The organism is bacterium (assembly GCA_037143175.1).
Taxonomy (GTDB): domain Bacteria; phylum Verrucomicrobiota; class Kiritimatiellia; order CAIKKV01; family CAITUY01; genus JAABPW01.
This window is the reverse complement of the sequence record JBAWZF010000004.1, coordinates 39,521-54,503: the sequence shown is the minus strand read 5'-3', so window position 1 is coordinate 54,503 and position 14,983 is coordinate 39,521. Positions and strand designations below refer to the sequence as shown.

The 14,983-nt window shown below is 52.6% G+C and carries 18 protein-coding genes; 10 read left to right on the top strand and 8 right to left on the bottom strand.

Annotation, left to right across the window (positions count from 1 at the left end; all coding sequences use genetic code 11):
• From WCI03_02790 to WCI03_02755, 8 genes are all read right to left on the bottom strand, one after another.
• The gene (locus tag WCI03_02790) at positions 1-1,242 is read right to left on the bottom strand and encodes an efflux RND transporter periplasmic adaptor subunit (GenBank protein ID MEI8138775.1); all 1,242 of its coding nucleotides are present in this window, start codon (positions 1,240-1,242) and stop codon (positions 1-3) included.
• On the bottom strand, positions 1,239-2,492 hold the full coding sequence (locus tag WCI03_02785; protein MEI8138774.1) for a TolC family protein: 1,254 nt from the start codon (positions 2,490-2,492) through the stop codon (positions 1,239-1,241). The genes WCI03_02790 and WCI03_02785 overlap by 4 nt, the downstream gene beginning before the upstream one ends.
• A gap of 36 nt (positions 2,493-2,528) precedes the next feature.
• Positions 2,529-2,789, bottom strand: coding sequence for a YHS domain-containing protein (locus WCI03_02780; GenBank protein ID MEI8138773.1), 261 nt, complete (start codon positions 2,787-2,789; stop codon positions 2,529-2,531).
• A gap of 37 nt (positions 2,790-2,826) precedes the next feature.
• The gene (locus tag WCI03_02775) at positions 2,827-3,303 is read right to left on the bottom strand and encodes a Spy/CpxP family protein refolding chaperone (protein ID MEI8138772.1); all 477 of its coding nucleotides are present in this window, start codon (positions 3,301-3,303) and stop codon (positions 2,827-2,829) included.
• A complete protein-coding gene (locus tag WCI03_02770) occupies positions 3,300-3,650 on the bottom strand; it encodes a hypothetical protein (GenBank protein ID MEI8138771.1) in 351 nt (116 codons plus the stop codon). The genes WCI03_02775 and WCI03_02770 overlap by 4 nt, the downstream gene beginning before the upstream one ends.
• A gap of 62 nt (positions 3,651-3,712) precedes the next feature.
• Positions 3,713-4,282, bottom strand: a complete 570-nt coding sequence (locus WCI03_02765) for a sigma-70 family RNA polymerase sigma factor (GenBank protein ID MEI8138770.1) — start codon at positions 4,280-4,282, stop codon at positions 3,713-3,715.
• A 262-nt stretch (positions 4,283-4,544) separates the two neighbouring features.
• Entirely contained in the window at positions 4,545-5,669 is a 1,125-nt protein-coding gene (ugpC, locus tag WCI03_02760; GenBank protein MEI8138769.1) for a sn-glycerol-3-phosphate ABC transporter ATP-binding protein UgpC, read from the bottom strand.
• A gap of 151 nt (positions 5,670-5,820) precedes the next feature.
• The gene (locus WCI03_02755; protein ID MEI8138768.1) at positions 5,821-6,087 is read right to left on the bottom strand and encodes a hypothetical protein; all 267 of its coding nucleotides are present in this window, start codon (positions 6,085-6,087) and stop codon (positions 5,821-5,823) included.
• A 129-nt stretch (positions 6,088-6,216) separates the two neighbouring features.
• On the opposite strand from WCI03_02755, the gene WCI03_02750 reads away from it, so the two are divergent.
• From WCI03_02750 to WCI03_02705, 10 genes are read left to right on the top strand one after another with little or no spacing between them, the layout of a single operon-like run.
• The gene (locus WCI03_02750; protein MEI8138767.1) at positions 6,217-6,639 is read left to right on the top strand and encodes a hypothetical protein; all 423 of its coding nucleotides are present in this window, start codon (positions 6,217-6,219) and stop codon (positions 6,637-6,639) included.
• A 58-nt stretch (positions 6,640-6,697) separates the two neighbouring features.
• Positions 6,698-8,407 carry an ATPase, T2SS/T4P/T4SS family gene (locus WCI03_02745; protein MEI8138766.1) on the top strand — a complete coding sequence of 570 codons (1,710 nt, stop codon included), beginning with the start codon at positions 6,698-6,700 and terminating at the stop codon, positions 8,405-8,407.
• Entirely contained in the window at positions 8,404-9,651 is a 1,248-nt protein-coding gene (locus WCI03_02740) for a type II secretion system F family protein (GenBank protein MEI8138765.1), read from the top strand. The genes WCI03_02745 and WCI03_02740 overlap by 4 nt, the downstream gene beginning before the upstream one ends.
• A gap of 11 nt (positions 9,652-9,662) precedes the next feature.
• Positions 9,663-10,076: a type II secretion system protein GspG gene (locus WCI03_02735; GenBank protein MEI8138764.1), complete on the top strand. Its 414-nt coding sequence runs from the start codon at positions 9,663-9,665 to the stop codon at positions 10,074-10,076.
• Positions 10,077-10,685 carry a GspH/FimT family pseudopilin gene (locus WCI03_02730; protein MEI8138763.1) on the top strand — a complete coding sequence of 203 codons (609 nt, stop codon included), beginning with the start codon at positions 10,077-10,079 and terminating at the stop codon, positions 10,683-10,685.
• A 3-nt stretch (positions 10,686-10,688) separates the two neighbouring features.
• Positions 10,689-11,099 carry a prepilin-type N-terminal cleavage/methylation domain-containing protein gene (locus WCI03_02725; protein ID MEI8138762.1) on the top strand — a complete coding sequence of 137 codons (411 nt, stop codon included), beginning with the start codon at positions 10,689-10,691 and terminating at the stop codon, positions 11,097-11,099.
• A 3-nt stretch (positions 11,100-11,102) separates the two neighbouring features.
• A complete protein-coding gene (locus tag WCI03_02720) occupies positions 11,103-11,921 on the top strand; it encodes a prepilin-type N-terminal cleavage/methylation domain-containing protein (GenBank protein ID MEI8138761.1) in 819 nt (272 codons plus the stop codon).
• Positions 11,918-13,021: a helix-hairpin-helix domain-containing protein gene (locus tag WCI03_02715; protein MEI8138760.1), complete on the top strand. Its 1,104-nt coding sequence runs from the start codon at positions 11,918-11,920 to the stop codon at positions 13,019-13,021. Before WCI03_02720 ends, WCI03_02715 begins: the two co-directional genes overlap by 4 nt.
• Positions 13,022-13,030: 9 nt before the next feature.
• Positions 13,031-14,431, top strand: coding sequence for a PilN domain-containing protein (locus WCI03_02710; protein MEI8138759.1), 1,401 nt, complete (start codon positions 13,031-13,033; stop codon positions 14,429-14,431).
• A complete protein-coding gene (locus tag WCI03_02705; protein ID MEI8138758.1) occupies positions 14,428-14,970 on the top strand; it encodes a hypothetical protein in 543 nt (180 codons plus the stop codon). The genes WCI03_02710 and WCI03_02705 overlap by 4 nt, the downstream gene beginning before the upstream one ends.
• Positions 14,971-14,983 lie beyond the last annotated feature (13 nt).

The following is a 14,983-nucleotide window of genomic DNA, read 5'->3' as shown; positions in this document are numbered from 1 at the left end:
TTATTTCCTAGAAACTGACTCCAGGGCGGCCCGCATGGAGGACTCTGAATCCACCAGGAAATTTGCGGCCGTAACCACCCGATCGCCAACCTTGAGGCCCGAAAGAACCTCATAGAACCCCTCCACCCTCGCTCCGAGTCCCACTTCGACGGGATGCAATGCCCCATCGGCCCCCTCCCGGAATGTATAACTATGTTCACCGGTCCGCATCACCGCAGCCTCCGGAATAGCGAGTCGCTCACCCAGGGAATAGGAGAGTCTGGCTTCCGCATACATCTCAGGCTTGAGGAGCAACTCAGGATTGGGAATCACCAACCGTGCTTTTACTGTCCGGCTCACCGGATCAAGGGTTGGTGCCACAAAACTGATGGTGCCGTTAAAGATTTTCCCCTGCCAGAAAGGGAGCGAGATTTCCAGCGGCATCCCCTCATGCACAAATGGCAGATCGGACTCATAGACATCGGCCTCACCCCAAACCGTTGAAAAATCACTTACCACCAGCAGGGATTCACCGGGCATGATTTTCTGGCCTGCGAGAACGTTCTTTTCCGTCACTCTCCCCGAAGTGGGCGCAGTGAGTGTCATGGCCTTCACTGGTTCACCCCGTTTCTCCAACAACGCAATTTGCTCCTCCGTGATATCCCATAGCTGAAGTCGCCGCCGGGCAGCCGCCAATAAGGCATCCCCGCCGCCATTGGTAGCCATCGCTTTAGCCTTAACCGCGATCAAGAACTCCTCCTGTGCCGATAATAAATCGGGGCTGTAGATCGTAAGCAGCGGATCTCCCTTTCTGACGACCTGCCCGATGAATCCAACAGCAAGCGACTCCACCCAACCTTCAACCTTGGTTGTTACACGCGCCTGTCGCGTCTCATCCGTTACAATTCGCGCCGACGTCCGTAGCGTTCGAACAAGCGGGCGCACCCCGATGGTTTCCAAAGCGAGCCCCATCCGCTGCCGCGCCTCAGGCGTAATGGCTATCGCTACCAACCCAGGGACTTGCCCCGCAGGTGGCCCTGATTCAGAAGCTGTACTCGCCTGTTCCGCCTGCACCAGATCCATCCCGCAGATCGGGCATTCCCCGGGCCTGTCAGACACCACGGTGGGGTGCATGGGGCAAATATACTTCACGGCCTTGGCAACCCCGTGCGATGTGGCGTGATCCCGACATCCCAACGGTACCGTCATGAGTCCCATTCCCAAAACACACAATACGATCACCCGCGTGGTTTGAATTTTCATTTTAGCACCTCCAGCACACTTACTCCCACGGCACGAGCCAAGCGGGCCCATTGCATCCCCAATTCAGCTTCAGCCATGACCGCCATCACACGCGCATTCAACAGAAACCGTTCGCTTTCCAGAAGATCCATGAAATCCGCCTTACCCCCACTGCGATAACCCGCCTCGCTGGCGGAAAACCGTAATTCCGCTTGTGGAATCAATTCCTTGCGGGTGAGCTCCAACGTCCGTTGTGCCGCCTGGATTTGCGTCAAGGCGTCTTGAACCTCCTGCATCACCTGCCGCTCTGCCGCTTCGCGCGCCGCCTGCTCCGACTCAACCATGCGGTTGGCGCCGCGTATCCCGGCCCTAATCTTACTCCGCCAAATAGGCAACTCAATGCCCACCATAAACATCGCCTGATCATCTCCGGGCATACTCCGGTACTCCAACCCAACCTTATAATCAGGCAGGCTCTCTTTTCCCATATAGGCGCGTTCGGCCTGGGCACGTTCAATCCGAGCCTGAGCCAGTTGGAGTTCAGGCCGATGCACGAGTGCCTTGATGGAAATTTGCTCACCCTCATCCGCGGAAACAGATTGTTCAGGCGGACCTTTAACCCGGCCTATCACGGTTTTGACAGGCCGATTCATTATGGTATTGAGTTTATTCTTGAGGGTAAGTTCCCGCGCCTCAAGCTCAATCTCCTTCTGCTTGAGCATGGTGATTTCGGTTTGTGCTTTTAATACGTCCTGCTGCCCGTCTGCCCCTGTCGTGTAACGGAGCGTGGTGAGAGTTTCGATACGGCGCAACAACGCTTCCTCCGCCCGGATAATTTCAAGGGATTGCTGCGCCACACTTAACCCGTAAAAGGCTTCAGCAGCCAGCATCTCCACATCAAGGGTTGTCGCGGCCACCTCAAATTTCGCGGCATCGGCCGCTTTCGCCGTCATCACCTGCGTCAATCCCCGCTTACCAGGCCACGGGAATGTCTGCTCGATTTCGATCCGCTTCTCATCCGTATTTGGCCACTTCCCCCCATTGGCAGAATCCATGCCACGATAGGTCAACAGGGGATTGGCAAGAGCACCAGCCTGCTGCGAACGCGCTTCCATGGCGCCTGTTTTTTGTTTCAGCGACTGAAGCTGGGCATTGTTAGCCCATGATTCAGCAATGACCTGCGGGAGAGTCAGCGTATTGGTTCCCTCAGCCAATAGAGGTGGGACCGCCACAAGCAATATACCCACGATATAATGGACTTTCGAAATCACACGCTTACTCCCTTTCCCGCTGCCCACTGCCCACTGCTATTTAACCTTCTCCAACGCAACCCCTTCATTCTTGAATTTTTTCATATATTTCTCGGGATCCTTCTTAAAGGCCGCAGGGCAACCGTTGCAGCAGAAGTAAATCCGCTGCCCCTGATAATCGGCGAATACCTTATGATTCACAGCGCCGCCCATCACGGGACAGGTGGTTTGCGCTTTAACCGCTACCGCATTGGTTGGTTCAGCAAACGCCATTGCTGCCGACGCCAATATCACACCCACTAATAGCAATGCTTTCATCTTCTTATTTCCTTCCTCTATGTTTTTAGACACCTATTCACTCAGACATACACCTGCAAGAAGAACCGCCACCCGCCGATCGCATTGTGCAATCCATCGCCTTCACTTGCCGTTCAAAGATGATGCGTTGTTGAGGGGTCAATACTTCGTGCACACGATACATATTAACCAGCGTTGCCAATTCGCTCGCCGCCTGTGCATCGGACATTTCATCAATCAGTGATTGTGAACGTTCCAGTCCATTGGTTGCGGCAAATAATGACTCCATAAAGGCGTCACGGGCCTGACAATGTTTCATACAACAAGTTGACAGAGTTTTCGCCAAGTCCTGATGTATCCGCTGAATGTCAGCCTCCTGCACGGGAGTTAACTGCAACGATTCCTTCAACCAGCGTATGTCACGCAAGGACTCGATCGAGGACATAGGACGCGGCCCATATGCTCGGACAGCCAGCATGGCCGATAAAGCCACCAGGACCCCTGCCAACAAAATAGACAATCTTTTGTAGTTCATTTTATCTGCTGCGAAGCTAACTGCACATAGCCTCTGGTTAAACTTGAAGACTTCAGGATCTGGAAACGCGAATCCACCTGCGCCCCATCATGGTTTGAAATTTGCAGGGATAAGAGCAATCCCGCCGCCATACCTCCCAATGCCGCAAAAACATCCAGTGGCTTCACGTTATCCCTGAACCACGTGAAAATTCTCCCTGAATGCTTCTTTTGTGGGGCCGTTACACTTAACCGCCGCCATACCGTCTCATTAAAACCTGGCGCAGGGGTAATCCCCTTCCACTTCCCCAGTAACGCATCCAGTTTTTCATCATCTGGCACATCACTATTATTTTGATTCGTTTTCACGGCTCCCATTGCTCCCTTATACTAGTGAAACGTTGCTGGAAGGAATAACCCTCGCAGAAATATTATTTCGCAAGAAAAGCGGCCAATTGCTGACGCATGGACTGACGGGCCCGGTATATCCGTGATTCCACTGATTTAACCGAGGCCTTCATAATCACGGCGATATCGGCATAGGATTGCCCTTCATAAACCGAAAGCACCAATGCTGTGCGTTGATCTTCAGGGAGTTCGGCAAAGGCCGCGGAAATCGCCCGCTCCCGCTCCCTGTCGCCGGTGTCCAGCGCCGGATTACCCACGGCAACGGGCCCCAGCAGCGGGAATTCATCAAGCGACTGAACCGGTCGACGCTGGCGCCGTCGCAAAACATCAATCGCTGCATTGCGGGCCAATTGATACAGCCAGGTCGAAAAACGGTCGCGTGACGTGCGAAAGGTAAATGAGTCAAGCTTTTGATAGGCACGAACGAAGACATCCTGGGCGATATCTTCAGCCTCTTCCCGGCTCCCTACCAATCGGTAAACGAAATTAAGAATAGATCCCTGATAATAATCCATGAGCTGCGAATATGCGGCATGGTCACCCTCGCGGACTCTGTCCACCAAATCACGGTCTATGTCATGCCGGTCGGTCATGACCGTCTTATACCAATAGAATCTACTCGAGTCGATGAAGGAAAAAGAACTGATGAAAAATGAATCTGAAGCGCTTCAGATCGTGTTTTTGGGGTTAGCGACCGCTTGCTTCGCGACTTTGGCGATGTGTTGCGCATCCATCATTGCTTCTTGAAGGAAGCGTTCTCGAAAGACCGTTTCGAATATACCCTCGAAAAAACGCTAAACCTTTGCGGCAAGACGGCGACACTGGCCACCTCTCGCACCAACCGGAGCCATGATCTTACCGTTGACGGCAAGCAGGTGCCTCAATGCGGCGATCGGTCTGACGATCGAAGAAATGAGCCTTATCGATGAATACCGCAGGCTGAGCGGTCTCACCTACCTCGAACTTGCGATGGGCATCCACCCGACTGATGAAGGTCGTGTCGGCGGCCCGGAAATAGATATAAGACTCCGAACCCATCGGCTCGATAACTTCCACTGTTGCCTGAATCCGCGATGCCCCGGACAACTGCTCCGCGACCGCTGAGCCAATATCTTCAGGACGTAAGCCCAGAGTCACAGCCTTGTCGATATATGCCCCCAATGCGGCCTTGTCTTTCTCCGGCACAGTCAAACGCATCCCGCCGGGTCCTTCGAACTGTAGCGCCCCGTTCGCCATCCGAATCGTGCCTTCAAAGAAATTCATCGGCGGCATACCGATGAACCCGGCAACAAACCGGTTGATCGGGTTGTTGTAGAGTTTAAGGGGCTCGGCAACCTGCTGGATTAACCCGTCTTTCATCACCACCAGACGCTGCCCCATCGTCATCGCCTCAACTTGGTCATGCGTCACATAAATCATGGTGGTATTCAACTGATGATGGAGTCGACTGATCTCCACCCGCATCTGAACCCGCATCTTCGCGTCCAGGTTGGAGAGCGGTTCATCGAACAGGAATACGGCCGGCTTGCGAACGATGGCACGGCCCACCGCCACACGCTGGCGCTGGCCACCCGACAAGGCCTTAGGGCGTCGTTCCAGAAGTTCCCCGATGCCGAGAATCTGGGCGGCCTCCTGCACCCGCGCCTCAATTTCCTTCGCAGGAAACTTCCGCAGCTTAAGACCGAATGCCATGTTCTCCTTCACGGTCATGTGTGGATAGAGAGCATAATTCTGGAAGACCATGGCGATATCACGATCCTTGGGCGGCACGTCATTCACCACCCGATCACCGATACGAATCACGCCCCCACTGATTTCCTCCAGGCCCGCCACCATCCGCAGCGTGGTGGACTTGCCGCACCCGGAAGGCCCGACAAATACCACAAATTCCCCATCCCGGATCTCTAAATTAAAATCCGACACCGCCTTGACGTTCCCGGTATATATCTTGTCGACATGTTCCAGTGTAACTTTAGCCATAGTTTCTCCTCATCAACTCGAAGAAATCAAACGAGCGTAGATGCTTCTCCCTGGCCCCATTCGCTGTATCCATGCTGACAAAATCTACCGTTACGGAGACTTTCATCGTTGCCTGGTTGGCGGGATCCCCCGAAATGGTCCCAAATGCAATTCAGTCGTGACTAAACACCATTTTTTCCGCCTCCACACCACGGATGGCTGTGAGCTTTTTGATAATGGAAGAACATTTCTTCTCGTCTCCGACGAGTTCAAGCAGGATGATCCCGCTGGACGAGGAGCTACTTCCCTCAACATCATGCAATCCCAATCGGGTCTTGATGTGGATCCCGTATTCAGTGAATACCTTCTGCACAGCACCCGCATGTTTAACTCGATCCGTGATATGAACGCCTACAATGATGTGTTTGTGTGTTTTCATGACTCTTTATTTACCACAACACGAAGGGGGTTAAAAATAAATTCATTTTCTCAATTGTTAATACCAGTCGTTTAACTGGTGTTTAGGATTACCAAAATGCAAAATGGTAAATAAGCGAGGGAAGATAACATGAACCTGAAGCATAGGATTATCAAAGGGTTGGTGGCCGGGAGTCTGATGGCCTGGGGAGCTTTTATGGCGACAGCCGAAACCATCAAGGTTGACGACACCATCTACGCCAATCTCTCCAAGCAATACCAGATCGAAGTCGAGCAGGCTAGAGTCCGGGAACAGCTGGCGGACCTGCAGCAACGCACTGCGGCGGCCGAGGCACGCGCTTTGCGCGCTGAGCGGGCAGCGGAGGAAGCCTACTGGTCAAGACCGACCGTAACCTACGTCTCTTCCCCCTGGATTCAGAGTTACCCCCGCTACTGCCCACATACCCCCACATCCCGAAAAATGTCGCCAACAAACCTCTTCAAATCGGGAAACTCGACAAATTCCCCCAGAGTGACGATCAGTGTGAAATCCGACACGAATATCAAGCAATAATCATCCCAACGGCTCTCACATTGACTTAAAGAGTTCTGTTTCCTATGCTATATGACCTATGACGACTGCATTGCCGACCAGTTTAACGGGGTTGCTGAAACGCACTGGACTCCTGTCTGATGCACAGATCACCACCCTGCTCCAACATGCCCAGCAGAACGACCTTTCCATAACCCGTGCGGCTGTCGCCCAGGGGTTTACCACCGAAGATGCATTTCTCGAATCACTCGCCACAGTACTGCATGTCCCCTTTCTACGTCTTGGCACCATGTCCATCGAAGCGTCTATTCTGGAAAAACTACCTACCCGGACTGTTTTTCAATACAACGTCATCCCCTATTCCATTGAAAATGGAGCCCTGATGGTGGCCACCAACGATCCGTTTGATAGCGGACTCGTGGACGCCCTACGTCTGGCCTCTGGCATGAGGGTTAAGCTCGCATTGGGCTTGCTGAACGATATCGCCGGTGCCACAAAGAAATTCTACGGTGTCGGTGCGGATACGATGGAAAAACTGATGCAGGACGACCATCGTATCGAGGTTGCTCCCGACGATGCCCTCATGAAAACCGATCTGGGTGAACTTGATCAGGAAGCCTCGATTGTCCGCTTCGTGAACCAGATTATCTGGGAGGCCTATCAGGAACGCGCCACAGATATACATATGGAGCCGATGGAAACCCAGTTACGCATCCGCTACCGGGTTGACGGGGTATTACATCAGACACCGCTTCCCGCGCAGCTCTCCCGTTTTCAGGCCGCCATTATCTCGCGTATCAAGGTTATGGCCAATATGGATATTGCCGAAAAACGCCTGCCGCAGGACGGACGTATCGGCATGCGCATTCAGGGCGAGGACATTGACATCCGTGTATCCACCTTGCCCACCACCTATGGCGAGAGCGTCAGCTTGCGGTTGCTTATGCGAGGCAAGGAATTCATTGGCCTCAGACAGTTGGGCCTCCGCGAACGGGATGAAACCATTATCCGGAAGATCATTGAAAAGCCCAATGGTATCATTCTTGTAACCGGGCCAACGGGGTCGGGGAAATCAACTTCTCTGTATGCCTATCTGCACGAGATCAACACCATTGATCAGCGCATTATTACGGTCGAGGATCCGATTGAATATGAAATGGCGGGCATCAACCAGTGTAACGTCAAATCTGAAATCGGACTGACCTTCGCCAATGCCCTGCGCTCTATCCTGCGTCAGGATCCGGACATCATCATGATCGGTGAAATCCGGGACTTTGAAACTGCCGAAATTGCCATTCGAGCCTCGCTGACAGGTCATTTGGTGTTCAGTACCCTGCATACTAACGATGCAGGCGGCGCGGTTACCCGACTGCTCGATATGGGGGTAGAACCCTTTCTTGTGGCTTCATCCCTGGAAGCAGTCGTTGCCCAACGTTTGGTACGTCGACTCTGCCCGGCCTGCAAGCGCCCGGTCAAAAATCCAGACATGGTTCTGCTGGGAAGTCTTGGATTTCCTTTGGATAAAATCGCCACAGCGAGCATGCATGAGCCGGTCGGCTGCGAAAAATGCCGAATGACTGGATTCCGGGGGCGAACCGGCCTTTATGAATTGCTTGCGATTTCTGAGGGTATTGAGCATCTGATCCTGCAACGCTCCTCCTCCAACGCCATCAAACAAAAGGCAGTTGAGGAAGGGATGCAGACTTTGCGCGATGACGGCTGGATCAAGGTGCTTGAAGGTATTACCACCGTGGAAGAAGTGGTTCGCGTCTCGGAGGATGCCGATTGATTTTCAACTACATAGCCAAGGATAAAGCCGGACAACGTGTGGAAGGCTCCATTGAGGCCAATGACCGACTGGCCGCACTGCGGCAAGTCGAAAAAACCGGATTGATCCCGGTATCGATTACCTCCGTAACCACCCCTAATAAACCCAAAGCCACCAAGTCCACGGCCCCGGCCGCCAAGTTCAGCTTTAGTTTTAACAAGACCCCGCGTATGAAGCCCCGTGAAATCCTGGTCTTCTCCACGGAACTTAGCGATCTACTCGCTTCCGGCATGAATCTCGGCCAGGCCTTATCTACCCTGGCCAACCGAAAAACGGGATCTTCCTCGGATGACATTATCCGGGATCTCCGGGATCAGATCATCCAGGGAACAACCCTCTCTGACTCCATGGCCAAACATCCGAAATCATTTCCCTCGCTCTATGTCAGTATGGTCAAGGTTGGTGAAGCCAGCGGCGCATTGGCTGAAATCATGTTACGGCTGGTCGAGCACTATGAACGCATGCAGGATATGAAGGAAAAAGTGGTCATGGCCCTTGTTTATCCAATCATAGTTCTCGTTATGGGAATTGGTACCATGATCTTCTCGATGGTATTTGTGATCCCGAAATTTTCCGCCATATTTCTTGAAATGGGAAGTACGTTACCCCTCCCTACTCGCATGCTGATTTCCCTGAGTAATGGCATGCTCAAGTACGGCTGGCTGGTACTTGGCTTAACGATACTCGGAAGTTTCCTGCTGAACCGCTACCTGAACACGATGGAGGGGAAGCAACGGTGGCACCGCATCCAATTGAAAGCCCCCTTTATCAAGGGCATTGTCGCCGCCAGTACCTATGCCAATTTTGCCCGGACGTTGAGTACACTCCTGAGTAACGGCGTTCCGGCCCTGCAGGCTTTGACTATCGTTGAAAAAACCGTTGATAACGTGGTTATCGCCGCCGAAATCAGGAATGCGCGCGACCGGGTTACTGACGGCACCACCATTTCCGGGCCACTAGCGGCGGGGAAAGTATTCCCCCCCCTCATGACAGATATGCTGGCCATTGGAGAGCAAACGGGGGATATGGCCAGTGCCTTGAAACATATTGCCCATCGTTACGAAAACGAATTGAATAGAAATGTTAAACTGTTTACCACGGCGCTGGAACCGATATTGATCGTGGTCGTCGCACTGCTGGTTGGCTTTATCGCTGTCAGTATCGTCATGGCCGTTTTTAACATCACCAGTGGTTTAGGGGTCTAAAGGAGAAAATTATGAATACAAAGAAAATTACATCCGTCCTATCGTTAAAGTCAAAAGATCATAATCGGCGTTCCGGCTTCACGTTGGTGGAAATTCTGCTTGTAGTCGCCATTTTAGGCATCCTCGCTGGCGTGGCCACTGTCAGCATCAGAGGACGTATGCTCGGCAGTCAAATCGCGGCGGCGCGCACGAGCATACAGGCCATAGGAACGGCCATCGATACCTATGAAGTGGATAATGGGGTGCTACCCGCAAGCCTGCAAAGCCTTCTGACTAAAGGCAGCGAGTACAACTGGAACGGCCCCTATTTGAAAGATGGCCGCATGCCCAAAACCCCCTGGGGTGATGATTTCGTCTATGCTGTCAAAGGCGAGTCGTATGAACTCAAGGCCCGTAAACCTGATGGCGAGTTCGTTACAAATTAATTGAACCTTGCACTTTCCATTCCCTGGAGGCGCCGTTCACCTTCCCCCGGTTTTACCCTTGTGGAAATCCTGATGGTGCTTGCCATTATGGGGATTATGACAATTGTGGCTATGCCCTCGCTCATGAAGTCCATCCGGGGCAACCGGCTGCGGGTAGGAACCCGGACTGTCGTCATGGCCGCCAATTATGCACGCACCAGCGCCATTCTACGAAATCAGGAAATGAAGCTGACCCTCGACAAGGAAAACAACCTGGTGAGTGTCGCCCCCCTCCGGACAGCTACGCCCGCCCTTCCCGGAGATCAGATCTTCAAATCCGAAGACAATGTACCGGTGTCGGCCCCTGTCCCCGATCCTGACGCCCCCCAGGAACCTCAAACAGCGGTACCTTTTAGCAGTATTACCCGCAAACTAGATGCGGTACAGATTGAATCCTTTACGGTAGACGGCAAGAAAAGCGGCATGAAAGGCGAACCGGCAGCGATTGTCTATCAATCCAACGGCCGTTGCACTCCCTTCGAAGCACGCGTCGTTGATGAATTCGGCAGCAGTATGCTTGTTACCGTGGATGCCGTCGGGGCAATCAAAGTCACCCAGAAAGGAAATTGAGGCGTGCCCAGATCCCCAAAAGCAGGCATGACACTTGTCGAGATTCTGATGGCTCTCGCCATCCTGGCCATTTCGGCAGGGGTGCTTATGACCGCCACCTCGCGTTGTCTTGCTGTCGTCAGCACGGCAAAGAATTACTACGAGGCGCGTCGTATTCTGGAAATCGGAGAACTTGATTATCCGCTTCTGGTTGTTCAGAAAAAAAACGAAAAGGAACTTAAGGCACTGAACCTGAATGTGGGCCCCATCGAATACCCTCCCCTCAACTTCACCTATCAACGCACTTCTGAAAGGGATGCCGAAAAAGAAGATCTGGTTGTCGTGAAGAGCCGCGTCACCTGGTCCGCTAAAGGGAGACAGGCTTTCGAAGAAGTGACCTCGTACTTGTACTATACAAATGATCTGGGGTTGTGAAACATGAATTTGGGATCATCCATAGTTTTCTCATTTGGAGTGCGGCGGCTTGACGCCGCTTTCCAGCCGCCAGGCTTGACGGGCTGCAACACCCAAAACGGTGCGTCAAGCCGCACCGAAGAAAAGCGGCGTCAAGCCGCCGCACTCCAAAATGGTTTCACCCTGATTGAGCTTCTAGTAGCCCTTTCCATCATGACTCTGGTATGTGGGGCGTGTTTCATGCTCCTCTCCTCCGTCAGTAAAGCCTGGCAGCGGGGCACAGCACTCAGCAAAGATCTCCATGCCGGCGACTTTGTCATTGAGCAACTGGTGAGCGCCTTGCGGTCAGCCCGTTACCGCGGGGGGGATGATGGATTGATCCTCAAAAAGAGTGGCAGCGGGAATGCGTCATCCGACAGCATTTCGTGGGTCAAGGAAGGGTCGGATCTGGTAGGCGTTAATTCCTATATGGCCAAAACGTTCCACCATGTCCGGTTTTTTATCGGGCAGGATAAAAATGGCAATCGTGGTGCGGCCTATACGGCTTGGGGTGACGAGTATCTTCAGCCGGACGACTTTGAGCCCGACACCCTTGAACCGGAAGTGCTTTCAGACCGAATTACCGGCCTCGGCATCCGCGTGGCGACCAATGACTTCGAATCCGAAAAGATCGAGTGGCTGGATGAATGGGAGGGCAAATGCAATTTGGGGGGAGACCTCACCAACCATCTCCCCCGCTTTGTCGAGATCACGCTGTATCTGCAACCACTGGAAGAGGGAAAACCGCCGCTTGAAATGCGCCGCCTGGTGGAAATCCCCATCGCCAAGGAGGGAATACGATGAAGCGCGGTTCCGCATTGATCATCGTCCTGTGGGTCGTCGCCCTCCTCTCAGTTCTGATCGGGGGATTTGCCTTTGACATGCATGTCGAAGCGAAAATCGTGTCCCACCTGCGCAAACGACTGAAAGCCGAATATCTCTCCAAGGCAGGTCTGGAATACGCCCAGGCGCTTTTCATACATAGTCAGGAGGTCAAAGGCAAAGGGGATAGCGACGAAATGAAGGGGAAATATTGGTATGACTCAGCCAAACGGTTACGCCAAGGCTACGCCATTATGGGATTGACGGTAAAGCTTGGGGAGGGAACCTTTATTCTCGATATCCTTCCTGAACCCGCACTCAGAAACCTTAACGCTATAAAAGATGATGAGGATTGGGATGCCATCTTTACGGTTGGCGGTGTGCCGGATGATATTAATCTAAGAAAGGAACTGATCGACTGCCTTTACGACTGGAGAGATCCTGATGATGATCGCAGCACGGATGGGGCAGAAACTGATGACTATTATGCCCGACTTGATCCCCCCTATAAGGCAAGGGGGCATAAGGCAACTGTTTCCAGTAAAACCTCAAAAGTCATGACACCTGACAAAATGGTAAATCTGGACACAATAGAAGAACTGCTCCTTATCAAAGGATGGAGCCATGCCATCCTTTACGGAGGCTATGCCGAAGACGGGGATACCAACAGTGCCCCAATGACCGGCATCGCTGACCTGCTGACTGTCAGCCCGGAAGCCGGGGAAACTGTCAATATCAATGCCGCCTCAAAACGTGTACTCATGACCCTCCCCGGCATTGATAGCACACTGGCGGATGCCATTATTGCCGAACGGGAAAAGGGCGGCAGACAAGGTTTGACAGGGGGCGCGCAAATAAGTGAAGATTACTTCTATACAGACGTGAACAACTTGTTTAGCCGGGTTCCCGAGCTCAACAGACTCACGGCTGAAGAGCAACAGCGCCTGAAAGCGCTGGGAGGAACCGCCTCCTCCGTGCTTAGAGTGCGTTCATCGGGAGTGGTTCATGGGGTTGAATACCGGATGACCTCCACGCTTGGAGTAACCGCATCAGGTAACGGAACGGCTCAAATACGCAAATAAGTAAAGATTATGGCTGTTAAAGTTCTTACAAGTTTAGCTGTGCGGTCCCACTCATTGGAGTGGGCTGTTCTGCATAAAGTAGGTGAAAAGAACTCCTCAAGCCCGTCTCGTTCTGTCGAATTGGATCTTGGCGAGAAGCAAAAAGATCTGATAACGGCTCTCCAAACCGACCGAGATCGGCTGATTGATGAGATCCGCACCAAATGCGGTCGTGTACCCGCTCCGGTCAGCATCGGAATTCCGGCCTCGTGGGTCTTGCTGAGGATCGCGGAACTCCCCTCCGGCAGTCCTGAAGAAATCAAAAGCATGGCTGAACTTCAAATCGATAAGTTTTCCCCGTTCCCCATCGAGGAATCAGCCATTTCTCACGAAATCCTTTCAGAACAGGACGGGCGTTGCCGACTTCTGTTAAGTGCGATCCGCACCGATACCATCAATCTTCTGGCGGGTGCCTTGCGGGCTGCCGGCATCGAACCCAAATGGGTGGATATCAACCTTCTAGGCTGGTGGAAATTGATTCAGGATGCTGGCAAAGTCCAACAAACCGGCCTTCAGGTTTCCATTATTCTGGAAGACTCATCTTGCGATATCATCATCGCCTCTGCCGGAATTCCTATTGCCATGCGCTCTTTAAGTGGCATGGACGAGATACCCGCCGCTGAAGCAGATGAAGAGATCGCCAGGGAAACCGCATTAACACTCTCGTCCCTGGATTTGAATCACGACGGAGTTCATCCGGTCTCCTTTTCCGTCTGGCACAGGGGCGAAAGTCCAACGGGCCTCATCAAAGTTTTCGCTGATCAGTTCCAAATCACGGCGCACCCCGAAGCCCTTGATGCTCTTCCCTCGCTCGCTGAGGGCTTGCTCCGCCGAACTGAAACCAGAACTTCCGGAAGAATGGATTTGGCGCCCATCGCCTGGCTGCAAACGGAAACGGCCTTGCGAACAAAGCGACGGGTGATCATCATTTCCATTGTCGCGGCGTCCCTCTGGCTCACAGGAATGCTAGCCCTTTTCGGGAGTATTCAATTCCAAAAAAGCAGCATCGATTCACTCACCCGTGAACTGACAGAACTCAAAGGGCCGGCGGAAAAAGTGAAAGCCGTACGGGAGCGGACTCAGGGGTTGACCAAATACATGGATCGTTCCTTCTCCGGACTGGAATGTCTGCGTGAAATCAGTGACCGACTCCCCCAGGGAATCACGCTGAAATCCTTTAATTACCACAAGAACAAGAATCTCGAGATGAGTGGTGAGGCAGAGGAATATGCACAGATTGCTGATTTCAAAAAGGATCTAGAACGTTCCAAGCTCTTTATCGCCTCGGAATTATCACGTACCCGCCGCACCAAAGATGGCAAAGAGGAATTCAAAATCGTCTGCACCTTGCCGGGAGGTGAACAGCCATGAAAATTTCACCCCGGGAAATGGTACTTGTATGGGTAACGGGCATCGTGGCCCTGGCTGGGCTCACCTTCTTTCTGGTTGATCCCCAACTTAAGGAGTGGAAGGTATTATCAGAAAAGAAAGCCACACTCACACGCGAGGTAGAAAAACAAAAATACCTGATCTCCCAGGCCCCAAAGTGGGAGACCCAACTCAAGAGTCTGAAAAAGAGATTGCCCACCCATCCGCAAGGGAAAGACGTCAGCACAGATCTCCAGATTCTCATTGAGCGTCTCGCCAAGGCGAATAATTTGAATCTGATCAGCCGTGACGCCGAAAAGGAGACGCTCAAAGGCAGCATGTACGAAGTGGCGATCAACTGCAAATGGGAGGGAAAACTGGCGTCTCTAACCCGTTTCCTCTTTGATCTGCAAAAGGAAGATGTTATTTTAGACATCAGTCAATTAAGCATTGCACCAAATGAGAAATTGGTATTGCGAGGGGGATTCACGGTTTACTGCTCGTACTCCAGAGTCCTCACCGCCGGTGGCGAAAAAGAATAACCGAACTCAAAGG

What these genes read in the sequence shown, in the direction of transcription:
- WCI03_02750 (MEI8138767.1), top strand. Translation starts at nt 6,217, where the DNA reads ATGAACCTGAAGCATAGGATTATCAAAGGGTTGGTGGCCGGGAGTCTG.
- WCI03_02720 (MEI8138761.1), top strand. Translation starts at nt 11,103, where the DNA reads ATGAATTTGGGATCATCCATAGTTTTCTCATTTGGAGTGCGGCGGCTT.
- WCI03_02780 (MEI8138773.1), bottom strand. Translation starts at nt 2,789, where the DNA reads ATGAAAGCATTGCTATTAGTGGGTGTGATATTGGCGTCGGCAGCAATG.
- WCI03_02775 (MEI8138772.1), bottom strand. Translation starts at nt 3,303, where the DNA reads ATGAACTACAAAAGATTGTCTATTTTGTTGGCAGGGGTCCTGGTGGCT.
- WCI03_02710 (MEI8138759.1), top strand. Translation starts at nt 13,031, where the DNA reads ATGGCTGTTAAAGTTCTTACAAGTTTAGCTGTGCGGTCCCACTCATTG.
- WCI03_02790 (MEI8138775.1), bottom strand. Translation starts at nt 1,242, where the DNA reads ATGAAAATTCAAACCACGCGGGTGATCGTATTGTGTGTTTTGGGAATG.
- WCI03_02755 (MEI8138768.1), bottom strand. Translation starts at nt 6,087, where the DNA reads ATGAAAACACACAAACACATCATTGTAGGCGTTCATATCACGGATCGA.
- WCI03_02745 (MEI8138766.1), top strand. Translation starts at nt 6,698, where the DNA reads ATGACGACTGCATTGCCGACCAGTTTAACGGGGTTGCTGAAACGCACT.
- ugpC (MEI8138769.1), bottom strand. Translation starts at nt 5,669, where the DNA reads ATGGCTAAAGTTACACTGGAACATGTCGACAAGATATATACCGGGAAC.
- WCI03_02765 (MEI8138770.1), bottom strand. Translation starts at nt 4,282, where the DNA reads ATGACCGACCGGCATGACATAGACCGTGATTTGGTGGACAGAGTCCGC.
- WCI03_02735 (MEI8138764.1), top strand. Translation starts at nt 9,663, where the DNA reads ATGAATACAAAGAAAATTACATCCGTCCTATCGTTAAAGTCAAAAGAT.
- WCI03_02715 (MEI8138760.1), top strand. Translation starts at nt 11,918, where the DNA reads ATGAAGCGCGGTTCCGCATTGATCATCGTCCTGTGGGTCGTCGCCCTC.
- WCI03_02705 (MEI8138758.1), top strand. Translation starts at nt 14,428, where the DNA reads ATGAAAATTTCACCCCGGGAAATGGTACTTGTATGGGTAACGGGCATC.